19 protein-coding genes and 1 pseudogene are annotated in these 20,548 nt (G+C 71.4%); 10 read left to right on the forward strand and 10 right to left on the reverse strand.

Translation table 11 applies throughout. From position 1 onward, the window contains the following. Positions 1 to 4: 4 nt before the first annotated feature. Complete coding sequence (locus G401_RS0141315) at positions 5 to 928, forward strand: S1C family serine protease (RefSeq protein ID WP_027347117.1); 924 nt, start codon at positions 5 to 7, stop codon at positions 926 to 928. 144 nt (positions 929 to 1,072) lie between these two features. Here G401_RS0141315 and G401_RS0141320 read toward each other — a convergent pair whose 3' ends face one another. From G401_RS0141320 to G401_RS0141330, 3 genes are all read right to left on the reverse strand, one after another. Continuing rightward, positions 1,073 to 2,497 (reverse strand): DHA2 family efflux MFS transporter permease subunit, encoded by a 1,425-nt coding sequence (locus G401_RS0141320; RefSeq protein ID WP_027347118.1) that lies wholly within the window; start codon positions 2,495 to 2,497, stop codon positions 1,073 to 1,075. Between the two features lie 76 nt (positions 2,498 to 2,573). Then, entirely contained in the window at positions 2,574 to 3,110 is a 537-nt protein-coding gene (locus tag G401_RS0141325; protein WP_027347119.1) for a TetR/AcrR family transcriptional regulator, read from the reverse strand. A gap of 67 nt (positions 3,111 to 3,177) precedes the next feature. Then, positions 3,178 to 4,014, reverse strand: a complete 837-nt coding sequence (locus G401_RS0141330) for an MOSC domain-containing protein (RefSeq protein ID WP_027347120.1) — start codon at positions 4,012 to 4,014, stop codon at positions 3,178 to 3,180. A gap of 70 nt (positions 4,015 to 4,084) precedes the next feature. On the opposite strand from G401_RS0141330, the gene G401_RS0141335 reads away from it, so the two are divergent. Next, the gene (locus G401_RS0141335) at positions 4,085 to 4,972 is read left to right on the forward strand and encodes a hypothetical protein (protein ID WP_027347121.1); all 888 of its coding nucleotides are present in this window, start codon (positions 4,085 to 4,087) and stop codon (positions 4,970 to 4,972) included. Here the strand turns inward: G401_RS0141335 and G401_RS0141340 are convergent. Both G401_RS0141340 and G401_RS0141345 read right to left on the reverse strand, forming a co-directional pair. Then, a complete protein-coding gene (locus tag G401_RS0141340; protein ID WP_027347122.1) occupies positions 4,950 to 5,714 on the reverse strand; it encodes an SCO1664 family protein in 765 nt (254 codons plus the stop codon). The genes G401_RS0141335 and G401_RS0141340 overlap by 23 nt on opposite strands. Further along, entirely contained in the window at positions 5,695 to 6,270 is a 576-nt protein-coding gene (locus G401_RS0141345; RefSeq protein WP_027347123.1) for a DUF3090 family protein, read from the reverse strand. Before G401_RS0141345 ends, G401_RS0141340 begins: the two co-directional genes overlap by 20 nt. Before the next feature lie 125 nt (positions 6,271 to 6,395). Here G401_RS0141345 and mshC point away from each other — a divergent pair, with 125 nt between their 5' ends. Both mshC and G401_RS51895 read left to right on the forward strand, forming a co-directional pair. After that, a complete protein-coding gene (gene mshC, locus G401_RS0141350) occupies positions 6,396 to 7,634 on the forward strand; it encodes a cysteine--1-D-myo-inosityl 2-amino-2-deoxy-alpha-D-glucopyranoside ligase (protein ID WP_027347124.1) in 1,239 nt (412 codons plus the stop codon). Next, a complete protein-coding gene (locus G401_RS51895; protein ID WP_211240980.1) occupies positions 7,634 to 8,812 on the forward strand; it encodes an MFS transporter in 1,179 nt (392 codons plus the stop codon). The genes mshC and G401_RS51895 overlap by 1 nt, the downstream gene beginning before the upstream one ends. Positions 8,813 to 9,178: 366 nt before the next feature. Here the strand turns inward: G401_RS51895 and G401_RS0141360 are convergent, their stop codons facing one another. Together G401_RS0141360 and G401_RS0141365 are read right to left on the reverse strand one after the other, a co-directional pair. Beyond that, positions 9,179 to 10,009 carry a GntR family transcriptional regulator gene (locus G401_RS0141360; protein ID WP_027347125.1) on the reverse strand — a complete coding sequence of 277 codons (831 nt, stop codon included), beginning with the start codon at positions 10,007 to 10,009 and terminating at the stop codon, positions 9,179 to 9,181. 40 nt (positions 10,010 to 10,049) lie between these two features. After that, positions 10,050 to 10,658, reverse strand: a complete 609-nt coding sequence (locus tag G401_RS0141365) for a TIGR03086 family metal-binding protein (protein WP_027347126.1) — start codon at positions 10,656 to 10,658, stop codon at positions 10,050 to 10,052. Positions 10,659 to 10,729: 71 nt separating this feature from the next. Between G401_RS0141365 and G401_RS0141370 the strand changes: the two genes are divergently transcribed. Beyond that, a complete protein-coding gene (locus tag G401_RS0141370) occupies positions 10,730 to 11,551 on the forward strand; it encodes a helix-turn-helix domain-containing protein (protein WP_027347127.1) in 822 nt (273 codons plus the stop codon). Between the two features lie 13 nt (positions 11,552 to 11,564). Here the strand turns inward: G401_RS0141370 and G401_RS0141375 are convergent, their stop codons facing one another. Further along, positions 11,565 to 12,440 carry a PAC2 family protein gene (locus G401_RS0141375; protein ID WP_027347128.1) on the reverse strand — a complete coding sequence of 292 codons (876 nt, stop codon included), beginning with the start codon at positions 12,438 to 12,440 and terminating at the stop codon, positions 11,565 to 11,567. Positions 12,441 to 12,582: 142 nt separating this feature from the next. Here G401_RS0141375 and metH point away from each other — a divergent pair, with 142 nt between their 5' ends. The 4 genes and pseudogenes from metH to G401_RS0141390 all read left to right on the forward strand — a co-directional run bounded on the left by metH (position 12,583) and on the right by G401_RS0141390 (position 18,460). Next, positions 12,583 to 16,101: a methionine synthase gene (gene metH, locus G401_RS0141380; protein ID WP_027347129.1), complete on the forward strand. Its 3,519-nt coding sequence runs from the start codon at positions 12,583 to 12,585 to the stop codon at positions 16,099 to 16,101. 176 nt (positions 16,102 to 16,277) lie between these two features. Beyond that, positions 16,278 to 17,036 (forward strand): HEAT repeat domain-containing protein, encoded by a 759-nt coding sequence (locus G401_RS0141385; protein ID WP_245602088.1) that lies wholly within the window; start codon positions 16,278 to 16,280, stop codon positions 17,034 to 17,036. A gap of 238 nt (positions 17,037 to 17,274) precedes the next feature. Then, positions 17,275 to 17,404: pseudogene (locus G401_RS56550) on the forward strand. A gap of 267 nt (positions 17,405 to 17,671) precedes the next feature. Continuing rightward, positions 17,672 to 18,460, forward strand: a complete 789-nt coding sequence (locus G401_RS0141390; RefSeq protein WP_157546825.1) for an alpha/beta hydrolase — start codon at positions 17,672 to 17,674, stop codon at positions 18,458 to 18,460. A gap of 9 nt (positions 18,461 to 18,469) precedes the next feature. Here G401_RS0141390 and G401_RS58165 read toward each other — a convergent pair whose 3' ends face one another. Beyond that, entirely contained in the window at positions 18,470 to 18,721 is a 252-nt protein-coding gene (locus G401_RS58165; protein WP_051368010.1) for a DUF4190 domain-containing protein, read from the reverse strand. A 230-nt stretch (positions 18,722 to 18,951) separates the two neighbouring features. After that, positions 18,952 to 19,434, reverse strand: coding sequence for an SRPBCC family protein (locus G401_RS0141400; protein WP_027347132.1), 483 nt, complete (start codon positions 19,432 to 19,434; stop codon positions 18,952 to 18,954). 161 nt (positions 19,435 to 19,595) lie between these two features. Between G401_RS0141400 and G401_RS0141405 the strand changes: the two genes are divergently transcribed. Continuing rightward, positions 19,596 to 20,522 carry an NADP-dependent oxidoreductase gene (locus G401_RS0141405; protein WP_027347133.1) on the forward strand — a complete coding sequence of 309 codons (927 nt, stop codon included), beginning with the start codon at positions 19,596 to 19,598 and terminating at the stop codon, positions 20,520 to 20,522. The last annotated feature ends 26 nt before the right edge of the window (positions 20,523 to 20,548 follow it).

The following is a 20,548-nucleotide window of genomic DNA, read 5'->3' on the forward strand; positions in this document are numbered from 1 at the left end:
GGGCATGGAAGATGACGCCCTGGACGCCTATTCGCAGGTGGTCACCTCGGTGGCCGCGAACCTGCTGCCGAGCGTGGCCAGCCTGGAGGTGCGTACGCCCGGCGGTGCCGGAGCCGGTTCCGCCGTCCTGTTCACCGCCGACGGATTCCTGCTGACCAGCGCGCACGTCGTCGGCTCGGCCAAGGTCGGCTCGGCCGAGTTCGGCGACGGCGAGCAGCGCCGGTTCGACGTCGTCGGCACCGACCCGCTCGCCGACCTGGCCGTGATCCGGGTCGGCACGGCCGACGCGCCCGCGGCCACCCTCGGCGACGCCGACGAACTGCGGGTCGGCCAGCTCGTCGTCGCCGTCGGCAACCCGCTCGGCCTGGCCGGTTCGGTGACCGCCGGGGTGGTCAGCGCCCTCGGCCGTTCCCTGCCCGTACGCGACGGCCGCCGCGCCCGGCTCATCGACGACGTGATCCAGACCGACGCGGCCCTGAACCCCGGCAACTCCGGTGGCGCCCTGGCCGACTCGCGTTCCCGGGTGGTCGGCGTGAACACGGCGGTGGCCGGGGTCGGCCTCGGCCTCGCCGTCCCCATCAATGCCAACACCCGCCACATCATCACGGACCTGATGACCCACGGCCGCGTACGCCGGGCCTGGCTGGGCGTCGCCGGAGTGCCGGTCGCGCTGCCGCCCGCGGTGGCCGAACGGCTCGGCCACCGCCGGGGACTGCGGGTCGTCGAGGTGGTGCCGGGATCTCCGGCGGGAGTGGCCGGGCTGTACCTCGGCGACGTGCTGGTCAGCGCGGACGGGAAACCGGTCCAAGGGGTGCAGGACGTTCAGCGGCTGATGCTGCGCCCGGCGATCGGCCGCCGGCTGCCGATGACGGTCCTGCGCCGCGGCGCCTTCGTCGACGTGGTCGCGGTCCCGTCCGAGCTCTCCTGACCCTTTTCAAAATCAAGATCAAATTCATGTCCCAGGTCCGTCGATCTCACCTCCGCTCCTCGCGCGGGAGACCGGTCGGCCCCGTCACATGACGTGACGGGGCCTCCCTGCCAGGTGAGTGGGGCGAAGCATCGGTCGCCGCGGTCAGGCGACGGCCATCGGCTCCGGCAGGGCCTCCGCGTCCGCCGCGGATGCCTCCGGTGTCACGGATGCCGCCGGAAGGAAGAGGGCGAAGACCGTCGCCACGGCCAGGACGGCTGCCCCGATCCATTCGGCGGCGCGGGTTCCGTCCACGAAGGACTGTGCCGAAGCGTAGCCGCCCACCGAGGAGAAGACCGTGCCCAGGGCCGCCACCCCGAGGACGGTGCCGAGCTGGCGGAGCGCGTTCGACGTGCCCGAGGCCACGCCCTGCAGGCGTACCGGCGCGAAGTCGATGGTCAGCCGGGCGATCGGGGCGAAGAACAGGCCCATGCCCGCGCCGGCGAGCACGAACGCGGGCACCAGCCGGCCGTACGCGACCTCCGGCGACAGGACCACGGCCAGCCAGCCGATGCCGGCGGCCTGCAGGGCGAGCCCGAGGGCGAGGATGCGCCGGGCGCCGAGGCGGTCGCTGAACATCCCCGCGAGCGGGGCGGTGAGGACCGGCATCGCCGTCCACGGCAGCGTGCGTACGCCCGCTTCGAGGGGCGAGTAGCCCTGGACGGTCTGCAGGAACTGGGCGCCGAGGAAGACCGCGCCGAACATGCCGAACGCCATCAGCAGGGCGACCGTGTTCGTCAGAGCGAACCCGCGGCTGCGGAACAGGCCGAGCGGGATCATCGGGGCCGGGGCGCGCAGTTCCCAGAGCAGGAACGCCGCCAGCAGCACGCCGCCGCCGACCAGCCCGGTAAGCACCTGGGCGCTCGTCCAGCCGTGCTGGTTGCCGCGGACCATGCCGAAGACGACGCCGAACAGGCCGAGGGTCGCGAGCACGGTGCCGACCGGGTCGAGGCGGCCGGCCCCGCCGCGGCTCTCGCGTACGCCGAAAAGGACCGGCAGCAGCAGGAGGCCGATGGGGACGTTGACCCAGAAGATCCACTGCCAGGACCAGTACTCGGTGATGGCGCCGCCGATGACCGGGCCGAGCGCGACGCCGAGGCCGGCGGTGGCGCTCCAGACGCCGAAGGCGACCCCGCGGCGCTGCGGCGGGACGACGCTGGCCAGCAGCGTCAGGGTGAGCGGCATGGCGATCGCTCCGCCGACGCCCTGGACGGCGCGCGCGGCGATCAGGATGCCGATGTTCGGCGCGAGCGCGGCGGCCGCGGAGGCCAGCGTGAAGACGACCAGGCCGATGGTGAACAGCCGGCGGCGGCCGAACCGGTCGCCCAGCGCGGCCCCGGTGAGCAGGAAGACCGCGAAGCTGAGCGTGTACGCGTTGACCGTCCACTCCAGACCTTCGAGGCCGGCGTCCAGCTTGAGCCGGATGACGGGCAGCGCGTTGGTGACGACGAGGTTGTCCATCGAGACCATGAAGACGGCCACGCTGGCCGCGATCCAGGTCCAGAGGGGCCGCGGTACGCGGGTGGTCATGTCGAGCTCCTAGGATGTGTAGTGATCAGTCACTAACTTTCCGTGGCACAAAAAAACGCCCCGGGGCAGGAGAAGCTCACCAGCCCTGGAGCGAGTCGCCCAGGCGTTCCTTGATACGGGGCAGATCCATGGCGGCGAAGACGTTGAGCAGCATGCCCTTGGCCATGAACTGCATGATCTCCTGGTCGTCGGCGCCGGACAGGCGCTGGGCGTGCGCCCAGAGGCGGCCCATGCCGCGGCGGGTGACGTCGCGGACCTCTTCGTCCTGGCACGCCACCGCCCACATCTGCAGCTGGAGCTGGAGGGTCTCGCGGTTCTCCAGCAGGCTGTTGTAGGCCAGCCCGATCGCGCGCAGGGCATCGGACGGCGGGAGGTCGCCGGCGGCCTCCTCGAACATGTCCGAGATCCGGTCGAAGCAGCGCTGGATCGCGGCCAGGAAGATCGCCTTCTTGGACGGGAACAGCCGGAACAGGTAGGGCTGCGAGACGCCGACCCGGCGCGCGATGGCGTCGGTGGTGGTCGCCTGCAGGCCGTTCTGGCCGAACTCGATCATGGCGGCGTCGAGGACGGCTTCCCGCCGCTCGTCGGCGCTCATGCGGGTCCGTGTGGCCATGCCCCCAAGTTATTGGTCGATAACTAACCTGTCAAGCAGATGGTTCCGATCAAGCAGATGGTTCCGATCAAGCGGATGGTTCCGAGAGGGGTGTGACGGGGTCGCCGAGGCGGATGACGCCGGGCGACAGCGGGACCAGCCGTACGCCGAACCACGTCTTGCCGTCCCAGCGCCGGTACCTCGACAACGTGCGGATCGGTTCCTTCCCCGTCCGGAACGTCCCCGCGTCGATGGTCGTCAGCACGCACCGGTCGCAGACTTCGGCGAAGCGGAACTCGACGCCGCCGACGCGTACGCCGGGCCAGGTGTCCTCCGCGAACGGTTCCGGGGCGCCGTCGACCACCAGGCTCGGGCGGAATCGCGAGATCGGCAGGGGTTCGGGCACCTCCTCGCCGCGTTCGGCCGCGTCCTGCGCGATCCAGTCGTTGAGTTGCCGCATCGAGGCGGTGCTGGCCAGCAGCAGGGGCCCTGCGTCCGAGAGGTTGAGCGGGTCGCCCGGCCGGCCGCCGTGCTCCGCCGCCACGCTGCGCCGCCGCGGGTCGTCCTGCCAGCCGAGGCGTACCTCGCGGCCGAGCTGGGCGGACAGCCAGGCGTGCGCGTCGGGGGCGGCTTCGCGTACGGAGTCGAGCCGGGTCACGGCGGTGGGGACGAGCGGGCCGTCGACCGGGGTGGGAACGTCGAGTGTGGACTTGTCCAGACCGGTGAGGCGCAGCCCGCCCGTGGTCACGGAGGCGGTGATGCCGAGCATGCGGTGCTCGGCCCGGGCGGTCAGGAATCGCCCGTCCGGCAACAGGATCAGCCACCGGCGGTCGGCGTCGAGGCCCCACGGGTGCACCATGGCCGCCTCGGCGGCGGTGCCGCCGAGCGATTTGACCGGATACACGTGGATGCCCGCCACCTTCATGATCAGGAGCGTAGTCGCGTACGGGTGATCACTGTTGCCGCGGCCTGGCCACAATCACGACAATCGAAGCATGAGAGCCCGTCAGGTCTGGGTCGAGGCCGCCATCTCGCTGCTCGGACTCGGCCTGCTGTGGATCATCGTGCGCTACGCCGACGCCGTCGTCTGCCCGCCCTCCGCGGCCTGCCGCAGCGACTACCTGGGCGCCGTCGCCCTCGCCTGCCTCGTCGGCGTCGTCATCGTCAGCTGGTTCCACCCGTTCGTCGCCGCCGGCGCCGCGGTCGCCGGGGCCGGCGCCGCCCTCGCCGCGGGGCGTACCGAGGCCGCGCCGGGCTGGGCCTACGTCGTCCTGTGCGGCTACGCGCTGCTCGTGGGCATTCTCGCGTACGCGTGGCGGGGCCGGCCCGGCCGGATCGGCGGCCCGAGAGCGGCGGTCCCCGGCCGGTTCACCGTTCCGCGCTTCACCCTGGCCACGGCGGCGTCCGGAGCGCTGCTCGCGTTGGCGCTGGCCACCCTGGTCTTCGGCGCCGTACGCCAGAGCCGGTCCACGGGGACCGATCCGTCCGCGCCGGTGACGATGGCGGCCCCGGTCTACGACACCGCGGTGTGGGTGCTGTTCTTCACGGCCGTCCTGCTCGCGATCGTCGGCCTGGCCGTGGCGGCGCGTACGCTCGACCGCCGGCGGGAGTGGCGCCGCCTCGCCCGGACCCCGCAGCCCGAGACCCCGGTCTGGTACGCGTCCGCCCACAGGGCCCTCTACGCGGGTGATCCGGAGCCGGGTGACGCGCCGTTCGCCGGGGTGTCGCTCGACCTGGCCGGGACCGTCCCGCTGATCCTCTACGGCCGCCCGGAACCGGGCGCTCTGTGCGCCGTCGTGCTCGACGACGGCACCCACGTCCGCCGGCTGCGTACGCCGCCGCGGGACACGGTCTGGACTGCTACACCGGCGGCCACGGAATGACGTGGCGGTCCTGATCCGGCTGGGGGAACAGGCCGAACGTGGCCAGCGCGTCGGCCCGCCGCAGCAGCGCCTCGATCTCCACGGTGGACAGGTGCTCGTCGAGTACGCCGTCCAGCCGCAGTTTCGACAGGTCCTCGCGCAGGTCGGCCGGGATCTCCTGACCGGCGAACCCCCACAGCACCGTACGCAGCTTCGGCTCCTCGTGGAAGCACACGCCGTGGTCGACGCCGTAGATGTCGTCGCCGAACAGCAGCACGTGCCCGCCCTTGCGATCGGCGTTGTTGACCAGCGCGTCGAACAGGGCGAGCCGCCGCAGCCGGGGGTCGTCGGCGTGGGCGAGCAGGAACGTCTCGCCGTCCTCGTCCTGGAATCCGGTGATCGCCAGCCAGCCCTCGGGCAGCCGGTCGGCGGGGACGAAGCCGACCGGCGGCTCGTCGAGCTCGTCGAGCCACAGCTGGCAGGAGCCCAGGCCGAGCGGGCCGCCCCGCAGGACCGTCGGCGGGACCACGTTCCAGCCCAGCGCCTCGCTCACCAGGTAGGCCCCGACCTCGCGGCCGGCCAGCGTACCGGTGGGGAAGTCCCAGAGGGGGCGCTCTCCGCGTACCGGCTTGTAGACCGCGCGGACCTGCGTGTCACCGTGCGTGAGCAGAACCCGCAGCGTGGTGTTGGAGGCGTCGACCAGGCGGCCTTCGATCTCCATCTCGCCCTCGGCGAGGACGGGATCAGCGCCGGTGGTAGCCATTGTTCCGGGGGCAGAGGTGACCGGCGGGATCGAGCGGTTGGCCGCACAGCGGGCAGGGCGGCCGGCCGGCCGACAGCACCCGCCGGGCGCGGTCGATGAAGTCGCGCACTCCTTGCGGCGTCAGGCGTACGCGCAGCCGGTCGAGGTGGTCGGGGATCTCGGCGGCCTCCTCCTCGGCGGCGTCCGATTCCGCGTCGGCGTCGAATTCGGCCTCCTCGACGGCGATCGCCTCGATGATGACCGAACTGTCCTCCACGTCGTACGCGAGGCCCAGCGTCCCGACCCGGAACTCCTCGTCCACCGGGGCGTCGAGCGGGTCGTTGTCGAGCGGGCCGGGGCTGCTCTCCGGGATCGTCAGGCCGAACCGGTTGTGGGCCTCGGTCAGCAGCTCTTCGAGCTTCTCGGCGAGCAGCGACACCTGGACCTTCTCCAGGGCGACGCTCACCACCCGGCCGCCACCGCGGGCCTGCAGATAGAACGTCCGCTCCCCGGGCGGACCCACGGTGCCGGCCACGAACCGCTCGGGCGGGTCGAATGCGAACACCTGATGAGTCATGCACCGACCTTATCTTCCGTACTGTGCCGCTGTGCACCCGGCGCGCCTTCTTGCGCGCTGAGCGCAACAGGGGCCCGGGCCTCGGCCGGAGGCGTCGGAGATCCGTTACCGGCTACGCTGGGCGGATGGAATCGTGGTCCGGAATCGAGGTCCCGCGCCTGCCCGGCGCCGGGCAACCCCTGTACCTCTACGACTCGGCCCGCCGTGCCAAGCACCAGAGCCAGCCGCGCGGTCGTGCCGGCCTGTACGTCTGCGGGATCACACCGTATGACGCCACGCACCTCGGGCACGCGGCGACGATGATCACCTTCGATCTGATCAACCGGCTGTGGCGCGACGCCGGGCACGACGTGGTCTACGTGCAGAACGTCACCGACGTCGACGACCCGCTGCTGGAGCGCGCCGCCCGCGACAACGAGGACTGGGTCGTCCTCGCGATGCGCGAGACCGCGCTGTTCCGCGAGGACATGGAGGCGCTGCGCATCCTGCCGCCGGAGCACTACGTCGGCGCCGTCGAGTCCATCCCGGCCATCGTGACCCGGGTCCAGGAGCTCGTGGACCGCGGGATCGCGTACCGGCTGGAGGACGGGACCGGGGACGTCTACTTCGACATCTCCCAGGCGCCCGACTTCGGCTACGAGTCCAACCTCAGCCGCGACCAGATGCTCATCTTCTCGGCCGAGCGGGGCGGCGACCCCGAGCGCCCCGGCAAGCGCGACCCGCTGGACCCGCTGCTGTGGCGCGGCATCCGCCCCGGCGAGCCGTCCTGGCCGGGCGGCTCGCTCGGCCCCGGCCGGCCCGGCTGGCACATCGAGTGCGCCGTGATCGCCCTCACCCTCATCGGCAGCACGATCGAGGTCCAGGGCGGCGGCAACGACCTGATCTTCCCGCACCACGAGTGCTCGGCGGCGCACGCCGAGGTCCTCACCGGCGCCAAGCCCTTCGCCTCGCACTACGTGCACGCCGGCATGATCGGCCTGCACGGCGAGAAGATGAGCAAGTCGCGCGGCAACCTCGTCTTCGTCTCCCGGATGCGCGCGGACCACGTCGACCCGATGGCCGTGCGCCTCGCGCTCATCGCCGACCACTACCGCGCCGACCGCCAGTGGACCGACGACGTGCTCAAGGCCGCCGAGCAGCGCCTGGCCCGGTGGCGGGCGGCCGCGTCGGCGCCGGCCGGCCCGTCCGGCGCGCTCCTGCTGTCCGGCGTACGCGCGGCGCTGACCGACGATCTCGACACGCCCCGGGCGCTGCTGCTGATCGACGAATGGGCGGACGCGGCGCTGGCCGGGACCGGCGACGACACCGTCGCGCCCGGACTGCTGGCCGAGACGACGGACGCGCTGCTGGGCGTACGCCTGTAGTGCGTTCCCCGAACCGCTGGAGCATGCTCGCCCTGGGCATGGCCGCCCAGGGTGCCAGCTGTGTCTTCATGTACGGCCTGCCCGTCCTGATCCCGGTGCTGCGCGGCGAGGGCCTGACGCTCGCGCAGGCCGGGATGGTGGTCGGCGCGCCCAGCGCCGGGATGCTGTTCACCCTCGTCCTCTGGGGCTGGTACGCCGACCGCCGCGGCGAGCGCGTCACGATGTCGCTCGGTCAGGGGCTGGCCGGCGTCGTGCTCGCGGTCGCCGCGTTCACCTCGCCGTCGGTGCCGGTGCTCGGGCTGATGCTGGGCCTGGCCGGGGCGCTGGGCTCCTCGGCCAACTCGGCCAGCGGCAAGGTGGTGCTCGGCTGGTTCCCGGCCGAGAAACGCGGTGTCGCGATGGCCTTCCGGCAGGCGGCTCAGCCCGTCGGCATCGCCGTGGCCGCCCTCGCACTGCCCGGAGTCGCGGCCGCGTACGGGTTGCGGGGCGCGCTCGCGGTGCTGGCCGGGATCTGCATCGTGACCTCGCTGCTGGTCGCGGCCCTGGTCGTCGACCCGCCCCGCGGGGAACCGGGCGCGGTGGCCGACGGCGGCAACCCCTACCGGCTGGCGCAGCTGTGGCGCATCCACGGCGCGGCCATGCTGCTCGTGGTGCCCCAGTTCACTACGGCCGCGTTCACCTTCGACTTCCTCGTCGGGCGCGGCTGGGATCCGGGCGCGGCGGGGCGGCTGCTGGCCGGCGTACAGATCTTCGGAGCGCTCTGCCGGCTCGCCTGCGGCCGCTGGTCCGACGCGGTCGGCAGCCGGCTGCGCCCGATGCGCCAGCTCGCGATCGTCAACGGCCTCACCGGCCTGACGGCCGCCGCCGCGATCGGCTGGTCGCACCGGCTCGGGCCGGGACTGCTCATCGCCGCGCTGATCGTCGCCATGGCGGGCAACGGGTTCGCCTTCACCGCCGTCGCCGAACTGGCCGGGTCGGCGTGGGCGGGGCGCGCCCTCGGCGTCCACAACATGGTGCAGAACATGGTCGGCGCGGCGACACCGGCCGTCTTCGGAGCGATCATCGCCGGCGCCGGGTACGCCCCCGGCTTCGCGGTCGCGGCGGTCTTCGCCTTGATAGCGGTGTTCGTGACGCCACCGGAGGGACGCCGGGTCCGCACCCAGCCCGCGCCGGCCTGAGCGCTCAGCCGGCGTACGTCGGCCCCTGCCACAGTGTCGGTCCCTGCCACATCGCCCGTCTCCTCTCCGCGTACGCCGCCCGCGGCCTCCTGGTCGACCTCGTCGGTGAGGGCGGGCTGGAATAGAAGGTAGCTCCGATGGGCCGAACGGGCACCCCTGTGTCGATTGGCCGTCATCGTCGCCGATCCGATCGGCGGAGCCGTACCCTCGCGATGACGTAGGGAAACGTCGATGCGTGGCGCGCGATGTGTCAGCTTGACGGCTGTGATCAAGCCCCGCTTGATCCGGTTTGGATCAGGGAAATCACCCGAATCATGGGCCATGATTCGGGTGATAACCGTGATCCAAACCGGATCATGAGGATCTTCAGCCCAGGGCGATGTCGGACTCGTCGCCGTAGTCCTCCTCGGGACGGGGCGCGGGGATCTTGTAGTCTTCGGTGAGTGTCGTCATTGGACCCGGCCAGGTCGACAGGGCGACCTCCAGCGGCTTGTGGTGCTCGTCGAACGCGACGTGCAGCAGGTGCAGCACGGGAGTGTCCGGCCGCATCGCGAGCAGCTCGGCCTCCTCGCGGGTGGGCAGCCGGGCGCTGATGACGTCGGTCGCGCTGGTGTAGCGCCGCCCGGTCACCTCCTCGACCTCCTGGTACACCGGCCGGCCGAAGGCCTCGGCGCGCTCGATCGAGGAGCCGGCCACATCGGACGTCCGGAACCAGGAGGCGCCGACCTCCACCGTCATCTGCGAGACGGTCGCGTCCTGCGTACGCACCTGGTAGCGGCGTACCACCAGCTCGGTGTTGTCCGGTACGCCGAACGCGTCGGCGACCTCCGGGGGAGCGGGTTCGCGCCCGACCGACATCAGCTGCTGGCGGTAGCGGGCGGCGAGATCGGCGTGGTATCCGCGCTGGGCGCCGTAGCGGCCGCGGGACAGGCGGTTCAGTCGGCGGCGCGTACCGCGGACGTAGGTGCCCGAGCCGGGCTTCGTGATGAGCAGGCCCTCGACGCGCAGCTGGTCGACCGTGCGCTGGATGGTCTGCTTGGCGACGCCGAACATGCCGGCGAGCGCGGGAATGCTGGGCAGGCGTTCCCCGGGCTGCCAGTCGCCCCGGCGGATCCGGGCGCGCAGGGTCGTGGCGATCTGCCGGTGGGGGAACTCCGCCGCGCCCGGATTCACCCCCTGCGTGCTGACCTCAGACATGTGCGCATTGTGCCGCACGAATGTCCGAATGCCTAGAATCCTAGGACGCTGTACGCGGCGTGTCGCCACTCTCCGTGGCGTACGCGACCGGATTCCACTGAGGATCGCGACCGGACTTCCCCAGCAGCCGCTCGAAGTCGGCGGCGCCGGCCGGCACCGGGACCTCGGGGCCGAACACCCGGGTGGCGCGGGCCGTGTCGCCCATCATGTCGACCATGCCCAGCAGGTCTTCGACGGCCGCGTCGGACGGCGCGAACGGCCGGCCGGTGGCGCGGGCGAGATCCCAGGCGTGCAGCGTGAGGTCCAGCAGGGCCATCTGGCCCACGACGGACTGCGGCAGGCCCATGCCGGGGGAGACGCCCGCCAGCGCGGCCGGGTCCGACCAGGCGCGCACGAGCGTGTCGATCTCGGGTGCGAACCGGGCCCGCCAGGCCGTCGTCAGGATGTCCGGCGTGGTCGAGAAGTCGGCCGGTTGCCGCCGGGCGAGTCCCTGGAAGTTCACGATCACCTGGAACAGGTGGTTCACCAGGTCACCGACGCGGAACTCGGCGCAGGGCGTCGGGGCGGACAGCTGCCCGTCGGCGATGCCGGTGACCACCGGCAGGGCGGCGTCCCCGGCATCGCGCAGCAGCTTGCTGATCTCGGTCATGCCCCGACGCTAGGCGGGCCCGGCGCGGACCGGCTTGAACAAACGCGACGATCGAACGCGACAATGAACAGGTGCTCCGCCGCGACACGAACGGGATCGTCGACCCGCGTACGCTCACCCGCCGGGTCCGCTACCGGCGGCTGCCGCCGGCCCCCGAGCTCGCGCGGTGGATCGAGCACTACTGGTTCATCGACTGGGACCTGGCCGAGCCGCACACGCAGCACGTCGTGGGACACCCGACGGTGACGCTGACCGTGATGAAGCCCACATCGGACGATCCCGTGACCGGCCGGGTCACCGGTCCGGCGCGGGCCCTGTTCACGATCGAGCTCGCCGGCCGCGGCTGGGTACGCGGCGCGCAGTTCCGTCCCGGCGCCGCGCGGGCCTTTCTCGGGCGCTCGCCGGGAGGGCTGGCCGGCCGGCAGGTCCCGGTCGCCGAGGCGCTGCCCGCCTTCGACTGGACCGCCGTCGCCAAGGCCGCCGAGCTGATGGCACCGGACGAGGCCGTGGTCGCTGTGCTCGACGCGGCCCTGATCGCCTGCGCGCCCGTACCGGATCCGCGGTCCGACCAGGCGGTCGCGATCGTGGAGGCCGTCCGGGAGGACCGTTCGCTGCGCCGCGTCGACGAGGTCGCCCGGGCCGCAGGCCTGTCCGTACGCGCTCTGCAGCGGCTGTTCGCCGAGCAGGTCGGGGTGTCGCCGAAATGGGTACTGCTGCGCTACCGGATCCACGACGCGGTGGCCGCGGCCGCCCCGGAGGTCGACTGGGCCGGACTGGCCGCCGATCTCGGGTACGCCGACCAGGCCCATCTCGTCCGCGACTTCACCGCGACGCTGGGTGTCCCGCCGGTCGCGTACGCGGCGCGACTGCCTCCGGCGTCGGAGCGGGCCTAGAGCCGGTGCCCCGCTAGAAGAGTCCGGCGGTCGGGCCGGCGTTGTCGCCGCCGCCGCGGCGGCGCAGGTACTTCTCGAACTCGCTGGCGATCTCGTCGCCGGACAGCGGCTGCAGCCCGGCGTCGCCCGCCCGCTCCTCCAGCTCGCGGAGGTATTCGCCCAGCTCGGCGTCTTGTTCGCCGGCCGACTTGACCTTGTCCTCCCAGTCGGCCGACTCCTCGGCGAGGTCGCCGACGGGCACCGGCAGGTCGAGCACCTCCTCGATGCGGTGCAGCAGCGCGAGGGTGGCCTTCGGGCAGGGCGGGTTGTTGGCGTAGTGCGGGACGTGCACCCAGAACGACAGCGAGTCGATCTCGGCGTTCTGGGCGGCGTCGTGCAGCACGCCGACGATGCCGGTCGGGCCGTCGTAGCGGGTCGGCAGCAGGTTGAGCCGCTGCATCGCCTCGCTGTTGGGCGAGCTGCCGCTGATGGGCAGCGGCCGGCTGTAGGGCACGTCGGCCAGCAGCGCGCCGAGCAGCACGATCTGGCCGACCTCCAGGCTGTGGCACAGCTCCAGGACGTCGGCGCAGAACCCCCGCCAGCGCATGTTGGGCTCGATGCCCCGGATCAGCACCACGTCACGGTCGGACCCGGGCGGGCTCGCGACCAGGAACCGCGTGGTCGGCCACTCGATGCGGCGGGTGTCGCCGTCGACGAGGCTGATGTGCGGCCGGGTGACCTGGAAGTCGTAGTAGTCCTCCGGATCGATCGCGGCGATCTCCTTCGCGTCCCACAGCTGCTCCAGATGATCCAGGGCGGCCGAGGCGGCGTCGGCGGCGTCGTTCCATCCCTCGAAGGCGGCGAGGGCCACCGGGTTGCGCAGGGTCGGCAGTCCGTCGAACTCACTCACATCCGACAGCCTAGTCCGCTCCTACGACAGCGCCGCACGGCGACGAGGCCGGGCCTGGCGTGTCGGCGTACGCCGGTCCCGCTGACCGGGAGGGCGGCCCTGCCGGCGAGGTGGCGTCCGACGTGCGGATTAAGCTGAATGCGTGACGAATGCCTTCCTTGCCGCGCTCCGTGACCGTGTCCTCATCGCCGACGGTGCGATGGGCACGATGTTGCAGGCGGCCGGGCCCACGCTGGACGACTTCGGCGGCCTGGAGGGCTGCAACGAAGTGCTGAACGTGACCCGGCCCGACATCGTGCGGGCCGTGCACGAGGCCTACTTCGCGGCCGGGTCGGACTGCGTCGAGACCAACACGTTCGGGGCCAACGCCACCGCGCTGGGCGAGTACGGGATCAGCGAGCGGATCTACGAGTACTCGGTGTCCGGAGCCCGGCTGGCCCGGGAGGTCGCGGACGGCTTCGCGGCCGACGGCCGGCCCCGGTTCGTGATCGGTTCGGTCGGCCCCGGCACGAAGCTGCCGAGCCTGGGCCACCTGCCGTACGCGACGCTCCGCGACGCGTACACGGAGAATGTGCGCGGCCTGGTGGACGGCGGCGCGGACGCGGTCCTCGTGGAGACCTGCCAGGACCTGCTGCAGGTGAAGGCGGCGGTGATCGGCGCGAAGCGGGCGATCGCGGCGAGCGGCCGCGAGGTGGCGCTGATCGCGCAGATGACCGTGGAGACCACGGGCACGATGCTTTTGGGCAGCGAGATCGGCGCGGCGCTGGCGGCGATCGAGCCGCTGGGCATCGACCTGATCGGGATGAACTGCGCGACCGGCCCGGCGGAAATGACCGAGCACCTGCGCTACCTGTCGCAGCACGCCCGGGTGCCGGTGTCGGTGATGCCGAACGCGGGCCTGCCGATCCTGACGGCCGACGGCGCGCACTACCCGCTGACCCCGGACGAGCTGGCCGAGGCGCTGGGCCGGTTCGTGAACGAGTACGGCGTGAACTTCGTCGGCGGCTGCTGCGGCACGACGCCCGGGCACATCGCCGCGGTGGTCGCCGCGCTGAACGAGACCGCCCCCGTCCGCCGCGAGCCGCGCATCGAGCCGGGTCTCGCGAGCCTCTACCACCACGTGCCGTTCCAGCAGGACGCGAGCGTGCTGCTGGTCGGCGAGCGGACGAACGCCAACGGCTCCAAGGCGTTCCGTGACGCGATGCTGGCCGGCGACTTCAACGGCTGCATCGAGATCGCCCGCGAGCAGGCCCGCGACGGCTCGCACCTGCTGGACCTGTGCGTCGACTACGTCGGCCGGGACGGCGCGGCCGACATGCGCGAGCTGGCCGGCCGGTTCGCGACCGCGTCCACGCTGCCGATCATGCTCGACTCGACCGAGCCGGCCGTGCTGGAGGCCGGCCTGGAGATGCTCGGCGGCCGCTCGATCATCAACTCCGTCAACTTCGAGGACGGCGACGGCCCGAACTCCCGCTACATGCGAGTGATGCCGGTCGTGCGCGAGCACGGCGCGGCCGTGGTGGCGCTGACCATCGACGAGGAGGGCCAGGCGCGTACGCGGGAGTGGAAGGTGCGCGTCGCCGACCGCCTCATCGACGACCTCACCGGCCGGTGGGGCCTGCGCATCCAGGACATCTTCATCGACGCGCTGACCTTCCCGATCGCCACCGGCCAGGAGGAGACCCGCCGCGACGGCATCGAGACGATCGAGGCGATCCGCGAGATCGCGGCCCGCCACCCGGGGGTGAACTTCACCCTGGGTGTCTCGAACATCTCCTTCGGCCTCAACCCGGCCGCCCGCCAGGTGCTCAACTCCGTGTTCCTGCACGAGTGCACCCAGGCCGGTCTGACCAGCGCGATCGTGCACGCCTCGAAGATCCTGCCGATGGCGCGCATCCCCGAGGAGCAGCGCCAGGTCGCCCTCGACCTCGTCTACGACCGGCGCGTCTTCCGGGCCGACGGCACGGTGGAATACGACCCGCTGCAGAAGTACATCGACCTGTTCGAGGGCGTCGACGCGGCCTCGGCCCGCGCCTCGCGCGCCGAGGAACTACTGGCCCTGCCGCTCGACGAGCGGCTGCAGCGGCGCATCGTCGACGGCGAGCGCAACGGCCTGGAAGCCGACCTCGACCTCGCCCTGGAGTCCCGCGGGGCGCTGGAGATCGTCAACGACACCCTGCTGGAGGGCATGAAGACGGTCGGCGACCTGTTCGGCTCCGGCCAGATGCAGCTGCCGTTCGTCCTGCAGTCCGCCGAGGTGATGAAGATCGCGGTCGCGTACCTCGAACCGCACATGGAGAAGGCCGACGCCGCCGGCAAGGGCACGATCGTGCTGGCCACCGTCCGCGGCGACGTGCACGACATCGGCAAGAACCTGGTCGACATCATCCTGTCCAACAACGGCTACACGGTCGTCAACCTCGGCATCAAGCAGCCGATCAACGCGATCCTCGACGCCGCCGAGGAGCACTCGGCCGACGTCATCGGCATGTCCGGCCTGCTGGTCAAGTCGACGGTCATCATGAAGGAGAACCTCGCCGAGATGCTCGCGCGCGGCATGGCCTCGCGCTGGCCGGTCCTGCTCGGCGGCGCGGCCCTGACCCGCTCCTACGTCGAGGACGACCTGCGCTCCCTGTTCGACGGCGGCCAGGTCCACTACGCCCGCGACGCCTTCGAGGGCCTCGCCCTCATGGACCGGGTCATGACCGCCAAGAAGACCGGCGTCGCCGTCCTCGACCCCGTCCGCGAGGCCGCGCTGGCCGCCCGCCGCGAACGCCGCGAGAAGCACCGCGCCGTCGTCACGGCCGAACTTCCCGGCCTGGACGATGCCAGCGTACGCAGCGACGTCGCGACCGACGCCGAGGTGCCGCAGCCGCCCTTCTTCGGTACGCGCGTCGTCAAGGGCATCCCGACCGGCGACTACGTGTCCATGCTGGACGAACGGGCGCTGTTCCTCGGCCAGTGGGGCCTGCGCGGCGCGCGGGCCGGCCAGGGACCGTCCTACGAGGAGCTGGTCGAGACCGAGGGCCGCCCGCGGCTGCGTTACTGGCTCGACCGCTTCGCCACCGAGCAGGTCCTCGAAGCGGCCGTCGTCTACGGCTACTTCCCGTGCTACTCCTCGGGCAACGACCTCGTCCTGCCCGAGCAGGGCGTCACGTTCACCTTCCCGCGGCAGCGCCAGGAGCGGCGGCTGTGCCTGTCCGACTTCTTCCGCACCCAGGCGGCGGGACCCGACGTGGTCGGGCTGCAGCTGGTCACCGTCGGCCACACCATCAGCGAGTACGCGAACAAGCTGTTCGCGCAGAACGCGTACCGGGACTATCTGGAGGTGCACGGGCTGTCGGTGCAGCTGACCGAGGCCCTGGCCGAGTACTGGCACGCGCGCGTCCGCTCGGAATTGTCCCTCCCGTCCGGCGGCTCGGTCGGGTCAGCCGACCCCGGTGACCTCGCGGGGATCCTGCACAACGACTACCGCGGCTGCCGGTACGCGTTCGGCTATCCGGCGTGCCCGGACCTGGAGGACCGGGCGAAGATCGTGTGGCTGCTGGACGCGGGGCGGATCGGTGTGGAGCTGTCCGAGGAATACCAGCTGCATCCGGAGCAGGCGACGGACGCGATCATCGTCCACCACCCGGAAGCGAACTACTACAACGCCAAGTGACGGGTACGCCTATCCTGACGTGTTGTTTCGTGGCCTGATCATGGATGTTGGCCGTCTGTGGGCCGTTGGGCGGCTCGTCGGGGGCCTTCGAGCGCGCGATCTACGGCGGCACCGAGTGACGGATCGTTGTCGGGAGGTGGGTGACACGTCCACTGGACGAGAGTGGAATTTCGCTGGTGGACGCTGATCTCGGTGCGGCAGACTTCGCGGTCGTGGCGGACGAGATCGCGCGGCTCATCAGGCTGTTGGACGACGACTCGACCGAGATCGCCGAGGACGCGAAGGCTGAACTGATCTCGATCGGGGGCGAGGCGATCCAGCCGTTGGCGGCCGCCGTGGGATCGCTGGACCGATACGGTCAGCTTTCTGCGATCGAGGTCTTCGAGCACCTTGGCGATGCCACCGCCGGACCTGCGTTGACTGGTCTGCTCCGCAGCGAGCATAGGACGGTTCGGGAGTGGTCGGCCTGGGCGATCGCTGAGCTCGGCGTTCGGGAGGCGGTGCCGATGTTGTGGGAGGCGTATCGGCGGCAGCGTGTCAGTGGTGACGGGCCTGATTGGACCGAGGCGGTTGGGATCCGTCGCGCGCTGACGGTGCTGGGAGCGCGGCAGGAGGTCGTGCCGCCGTTGACGTCGTCGTTACGGACGACAGCCGGCGGCATTCAACGGGCCTGGCCGTCTGCCCGGCTTGTGGACGTCGTCAACGACCTGGCCGACCGCGATCAGGCGGTGCTGTACTTCATGCTGTGGGCTGTCATCGACGGTGGCGCGTACTGGAACGGCCATGAGCAGCTCGACGAGCCGCTCGACTTCGGCAAGCCATGGTGGCAGGTCGTGGAGGACGCGCGGGAGTCCGCACTCATCGAGGCGGCATTCGTGGCTCCGCGTCCGAACCTGTTCGTGACCGTGGAGTGGATCGATCGCGCGGATGTCTGAAGGATAGGAAACGCGCGACGCAGGCCGATGACCGGCGACACCAAGCCCACCAGCACCCGGCGGAGTGTCACCTATGTCCCGACAATCGCGGCGTACGAGGGCGAGCGACAGCAGACTATTTCCCGAACTGGACCCTGTTTACTCCGCGAGGTCTAACCGTCATGATCGTTCGTTCACACCGAAGCGAGCCACTGGCAACAGGGTTGCGAGATGGGTGTCGTTCGGGCACGGTGTCTGCGGACCGGTGGCAGAGTCTGGACTATTGCAGCGTCTACGTGCCACGCAGCCCGCACGCGGGCGGCACCTTGACGTGTGGGGCCTTCAGGCGTGCCTTGGCCCTACCGGGGGTTCGAATCCCCTCCGGTCCGCGTGGAGCCAGTGTCTTGGGCTGTGGGCCGTCTGGGGTCGACACGGTCCGGCCAGCGACGACCGAGACTGACCATATTCGCGCAGGCCAGACCAGGTTTCGAGTGCCCCGATCAGAGACGCTGGAAAGCGTTGATCAGTGCAATGCCACGTAGGGACGCCTTCGGCGTACCGATGCGGCGTATGGATGGGATGACAACCGATATGCCGGTGTGACGCGTTCGCTACCTCGGGAACCCGATGATCGGGTGCCGACCGAGGAGACCCGCATGCGCCGCACCGGTTTCTACAGTGGACTGACCGCCGCGCTGGCGGCTGTCCTGCTGGCGGGCTGTTTCGCCGGTACGCCGAACCTCGGCCCGAGCCAGCAGCCCGTCGAGGCCGGACACGCCTGCGAGGATCTGGCCGACACCGGCAACCAGATCGAGTTCGGTGACGAGCTGGGCGACGAGATCCACGGCGTCGAGCTGGGAATGGGCAAGACCGGTGTCATCCTGGCCCACGAGGAGTCCGGTGACGTCTGCGAGTGGCTGCCGTTCGGGCAGGAGTTGCAGGCCAACGGGTACCACGTGCTCGTGTTCGACTTCGTGGACGACTCGGTCGGGGTGTCGAAGGGGCCCGAAGGCGACATGGTCCGCCAGCTCCAGTCGGCCGCGGCGTTCCTGCGCAAGCTCGGCGCGCAGTCGATCGTCCTCATGGGAGCGTCGATGGGGGCGACGGGGGTGCTGAACGCGGGCGGCGTACTGAGTCCGGGGCCGGCGGCGGTGGTCGCGCTGTCGCCGATCGGGGACTACAAGGGGGTGAAAGCGGTCGACGGGGCGAAGAAGGTCACGGTCCCGCTGCTGGTCGCGGCCGGCAAGAAGGACACGATCACCTATCCCGACAGCGCCGACATCGCTCAGGCGGCGTACGCGCAGGCGCCCGCGAAGAACAAGAAGCTGCTCCTCGGCAACGACGAACTGCGCGGGCACAACATCGTGACGCAGGGGATCGGCCACGACGACGTACGCGTACAGGTGCTGACCTGGCTCACGACCGTCGCGCCTCCGCTGCCCTGAGCCGGCCGGTCAGAAGCTGGAACCTCGGCTCGCGGCGGTGAGGATCACGGTGCCGAAGATGTCGCACACCAGCAGCACGATGACGACCTGCAGGACGGTGAAGATCCAGCCGAGGACCACCGCCAGGTTGGCGAGCTCGATGCCGCGCTCGCCGGACTCCGCGATCTGCTGCTTCGCCTTGCCCCCGAGGTAGATGCCTACGGGCGGGAGGACGAAGCACGCGAAGACGATCGCGAGGATCGCGTACGCGTTGGTCGGAATGTAGCGCTCGGGCGCGTATCCGGACGGCTGGGGCTGCGGTGCGGGCGGTAGCGACGGCGGCGCGACCTGGTCGGCGGGGGCGGGATAGGGCGGCGGCTCGCCGGCCGGGGCGTGCGGGCGCAGGTGCGGCGCGGGGGCGTGCGGGGCCGGCTCGCTCATGGTTCCTCCCGTGGTGAGCTGAGTGCCGCCACAGTATGAGACGCCGGCACAACCCGCGCGGGGCTTCCCGATCAGGCAGCGGCGACGGCCGCGAGCACCACCGGGTCCGCGCATCCCCGGGCGAATCCCGCGATCCGCTGCCGGATCTCGCGTCCCAGCATCCACGTCCCGATCCGCTCGGCGACGGGCCGCAGCCACGCGGGCCGGCATTGGAAGTTGTACCGCCAGGTGGCCACGCACGAGCCCGGATCCGTTGCCACCGGCGCGAACCGCCAGCCGCCCGCCATCATCGCGAAGAACCACGGGCCGCGGACCATCTTCATGCCGACGTTGGTGGGCGGGTTGTAGGACACGTATTCGCTGATCATCGTGGCGCCGAGCCGGTGCCGGGTGAAGGTGCGTACGCCCTTGCCGGGTGCGGTCGCCCCGGCCACGAAGTGCTGCGAGCGGACGAAAGGGTCCCAGCGGTAGCGCGTCTCGCCGGTCGTCTGGGACACGGCGAAGGCGACCTCGGGCGGCACGGGAACGGTGACACTGGCTTCGACGACGGGCACAAGGACATGATGCCCGGTCGGCCGCCGGAAAGATCAGCGCCCGCGGAACCCCTTACCGCCCGACCGAGGGAGTCCGTTCGGTCCATCCAGCATTATTGATCAACTTGGTAATCTCAGTCCGACCTGGGGCGGGCTCATCGAACGACGTGCGAGGAGACGCATTGCGCGCCATTGTGATCGACGACTTCGGTGCCGCACCCACGGTCGCCGAGATCCCCGACCCCGTACCCGGACCCGGTGAGGTCCGGGTCAAGGTACGCGTCGCCTCCCTGAACGGCTTCGATCTCGCCATGGCCCGGGGCTGGCTGCGCGGGATGATGGACCACGAGTTCCCGGCGACGCTCGGCCGCGACTTCGCCGGAACCGTCGACGCCGTCGGCGAGGGCGTGTCGGCGTACGCGCCGGGCGACGAGGTGTTCGGGGTGGTCCTGACGCAGCCGCTGCACCACGGCTCCTTCGCCGATCACCTGGTGATCCCGGCCGACCACAACATCGCCCCGATCCCGGCCGGCGTCGACCTGCTGCGGGCGGGCACGATCGGCCTCGCCGGAGCCGCCGCGCTCGCGAGCCTCGGCGCGGTCGCCCCGCACCGCGGCGACCTCGTCCTCGTCTCCGGCGCGACCGGCGGTGTCGGCGCCGCCGCCATCCAACTCGCGGTCCAGGCGGGTGCCGAGGTCATCGCGACGGCGGCACCCGGCGGCGAGGCGGCCTTCGTCCGCGAGCTCGGCGCGGTCCACGTCGTCGACTACACCGGCGACGTGGCGGCCCAGGTGCGCCAGCTGGCGCCCGGCGGGATCGCCGCCGCGCTGCACTATGCGGGGGACCCGGACGTGCTGGCCGGCGTACTGATGGAGGGCGGTCGCTACGCCACGCTGCTGAGCGCGCTGCCCAGCGGCGACCTGCCGATCACCGCGGTGCCGATCTACGCCACGCCGCACCGCGAAGTCCTCGAACACCTCGGGGCGCTCGTCGCGGGCGGCGAACTGCGCCTGCCGGTCCAGCGGACCTACTCGCTCGACGCGGTCCCCAAGGCGCTGGAGGACTTCGCCGCCGGCACCCTCGGCAAGCTGGCCGTCGTCATCGACTGACCCCGCTCCACTCTCGACGATCTTGC

Source organism: Hamadaea tsunoensis DSM 44101, assembly GCF_000428945.1.
GTDB lineage: Bacteria > Actinomycetota > Actinomycetes > Mycobacteriales > Micromonosporaceae > Hamadaea > Hamadaea tsunoensis.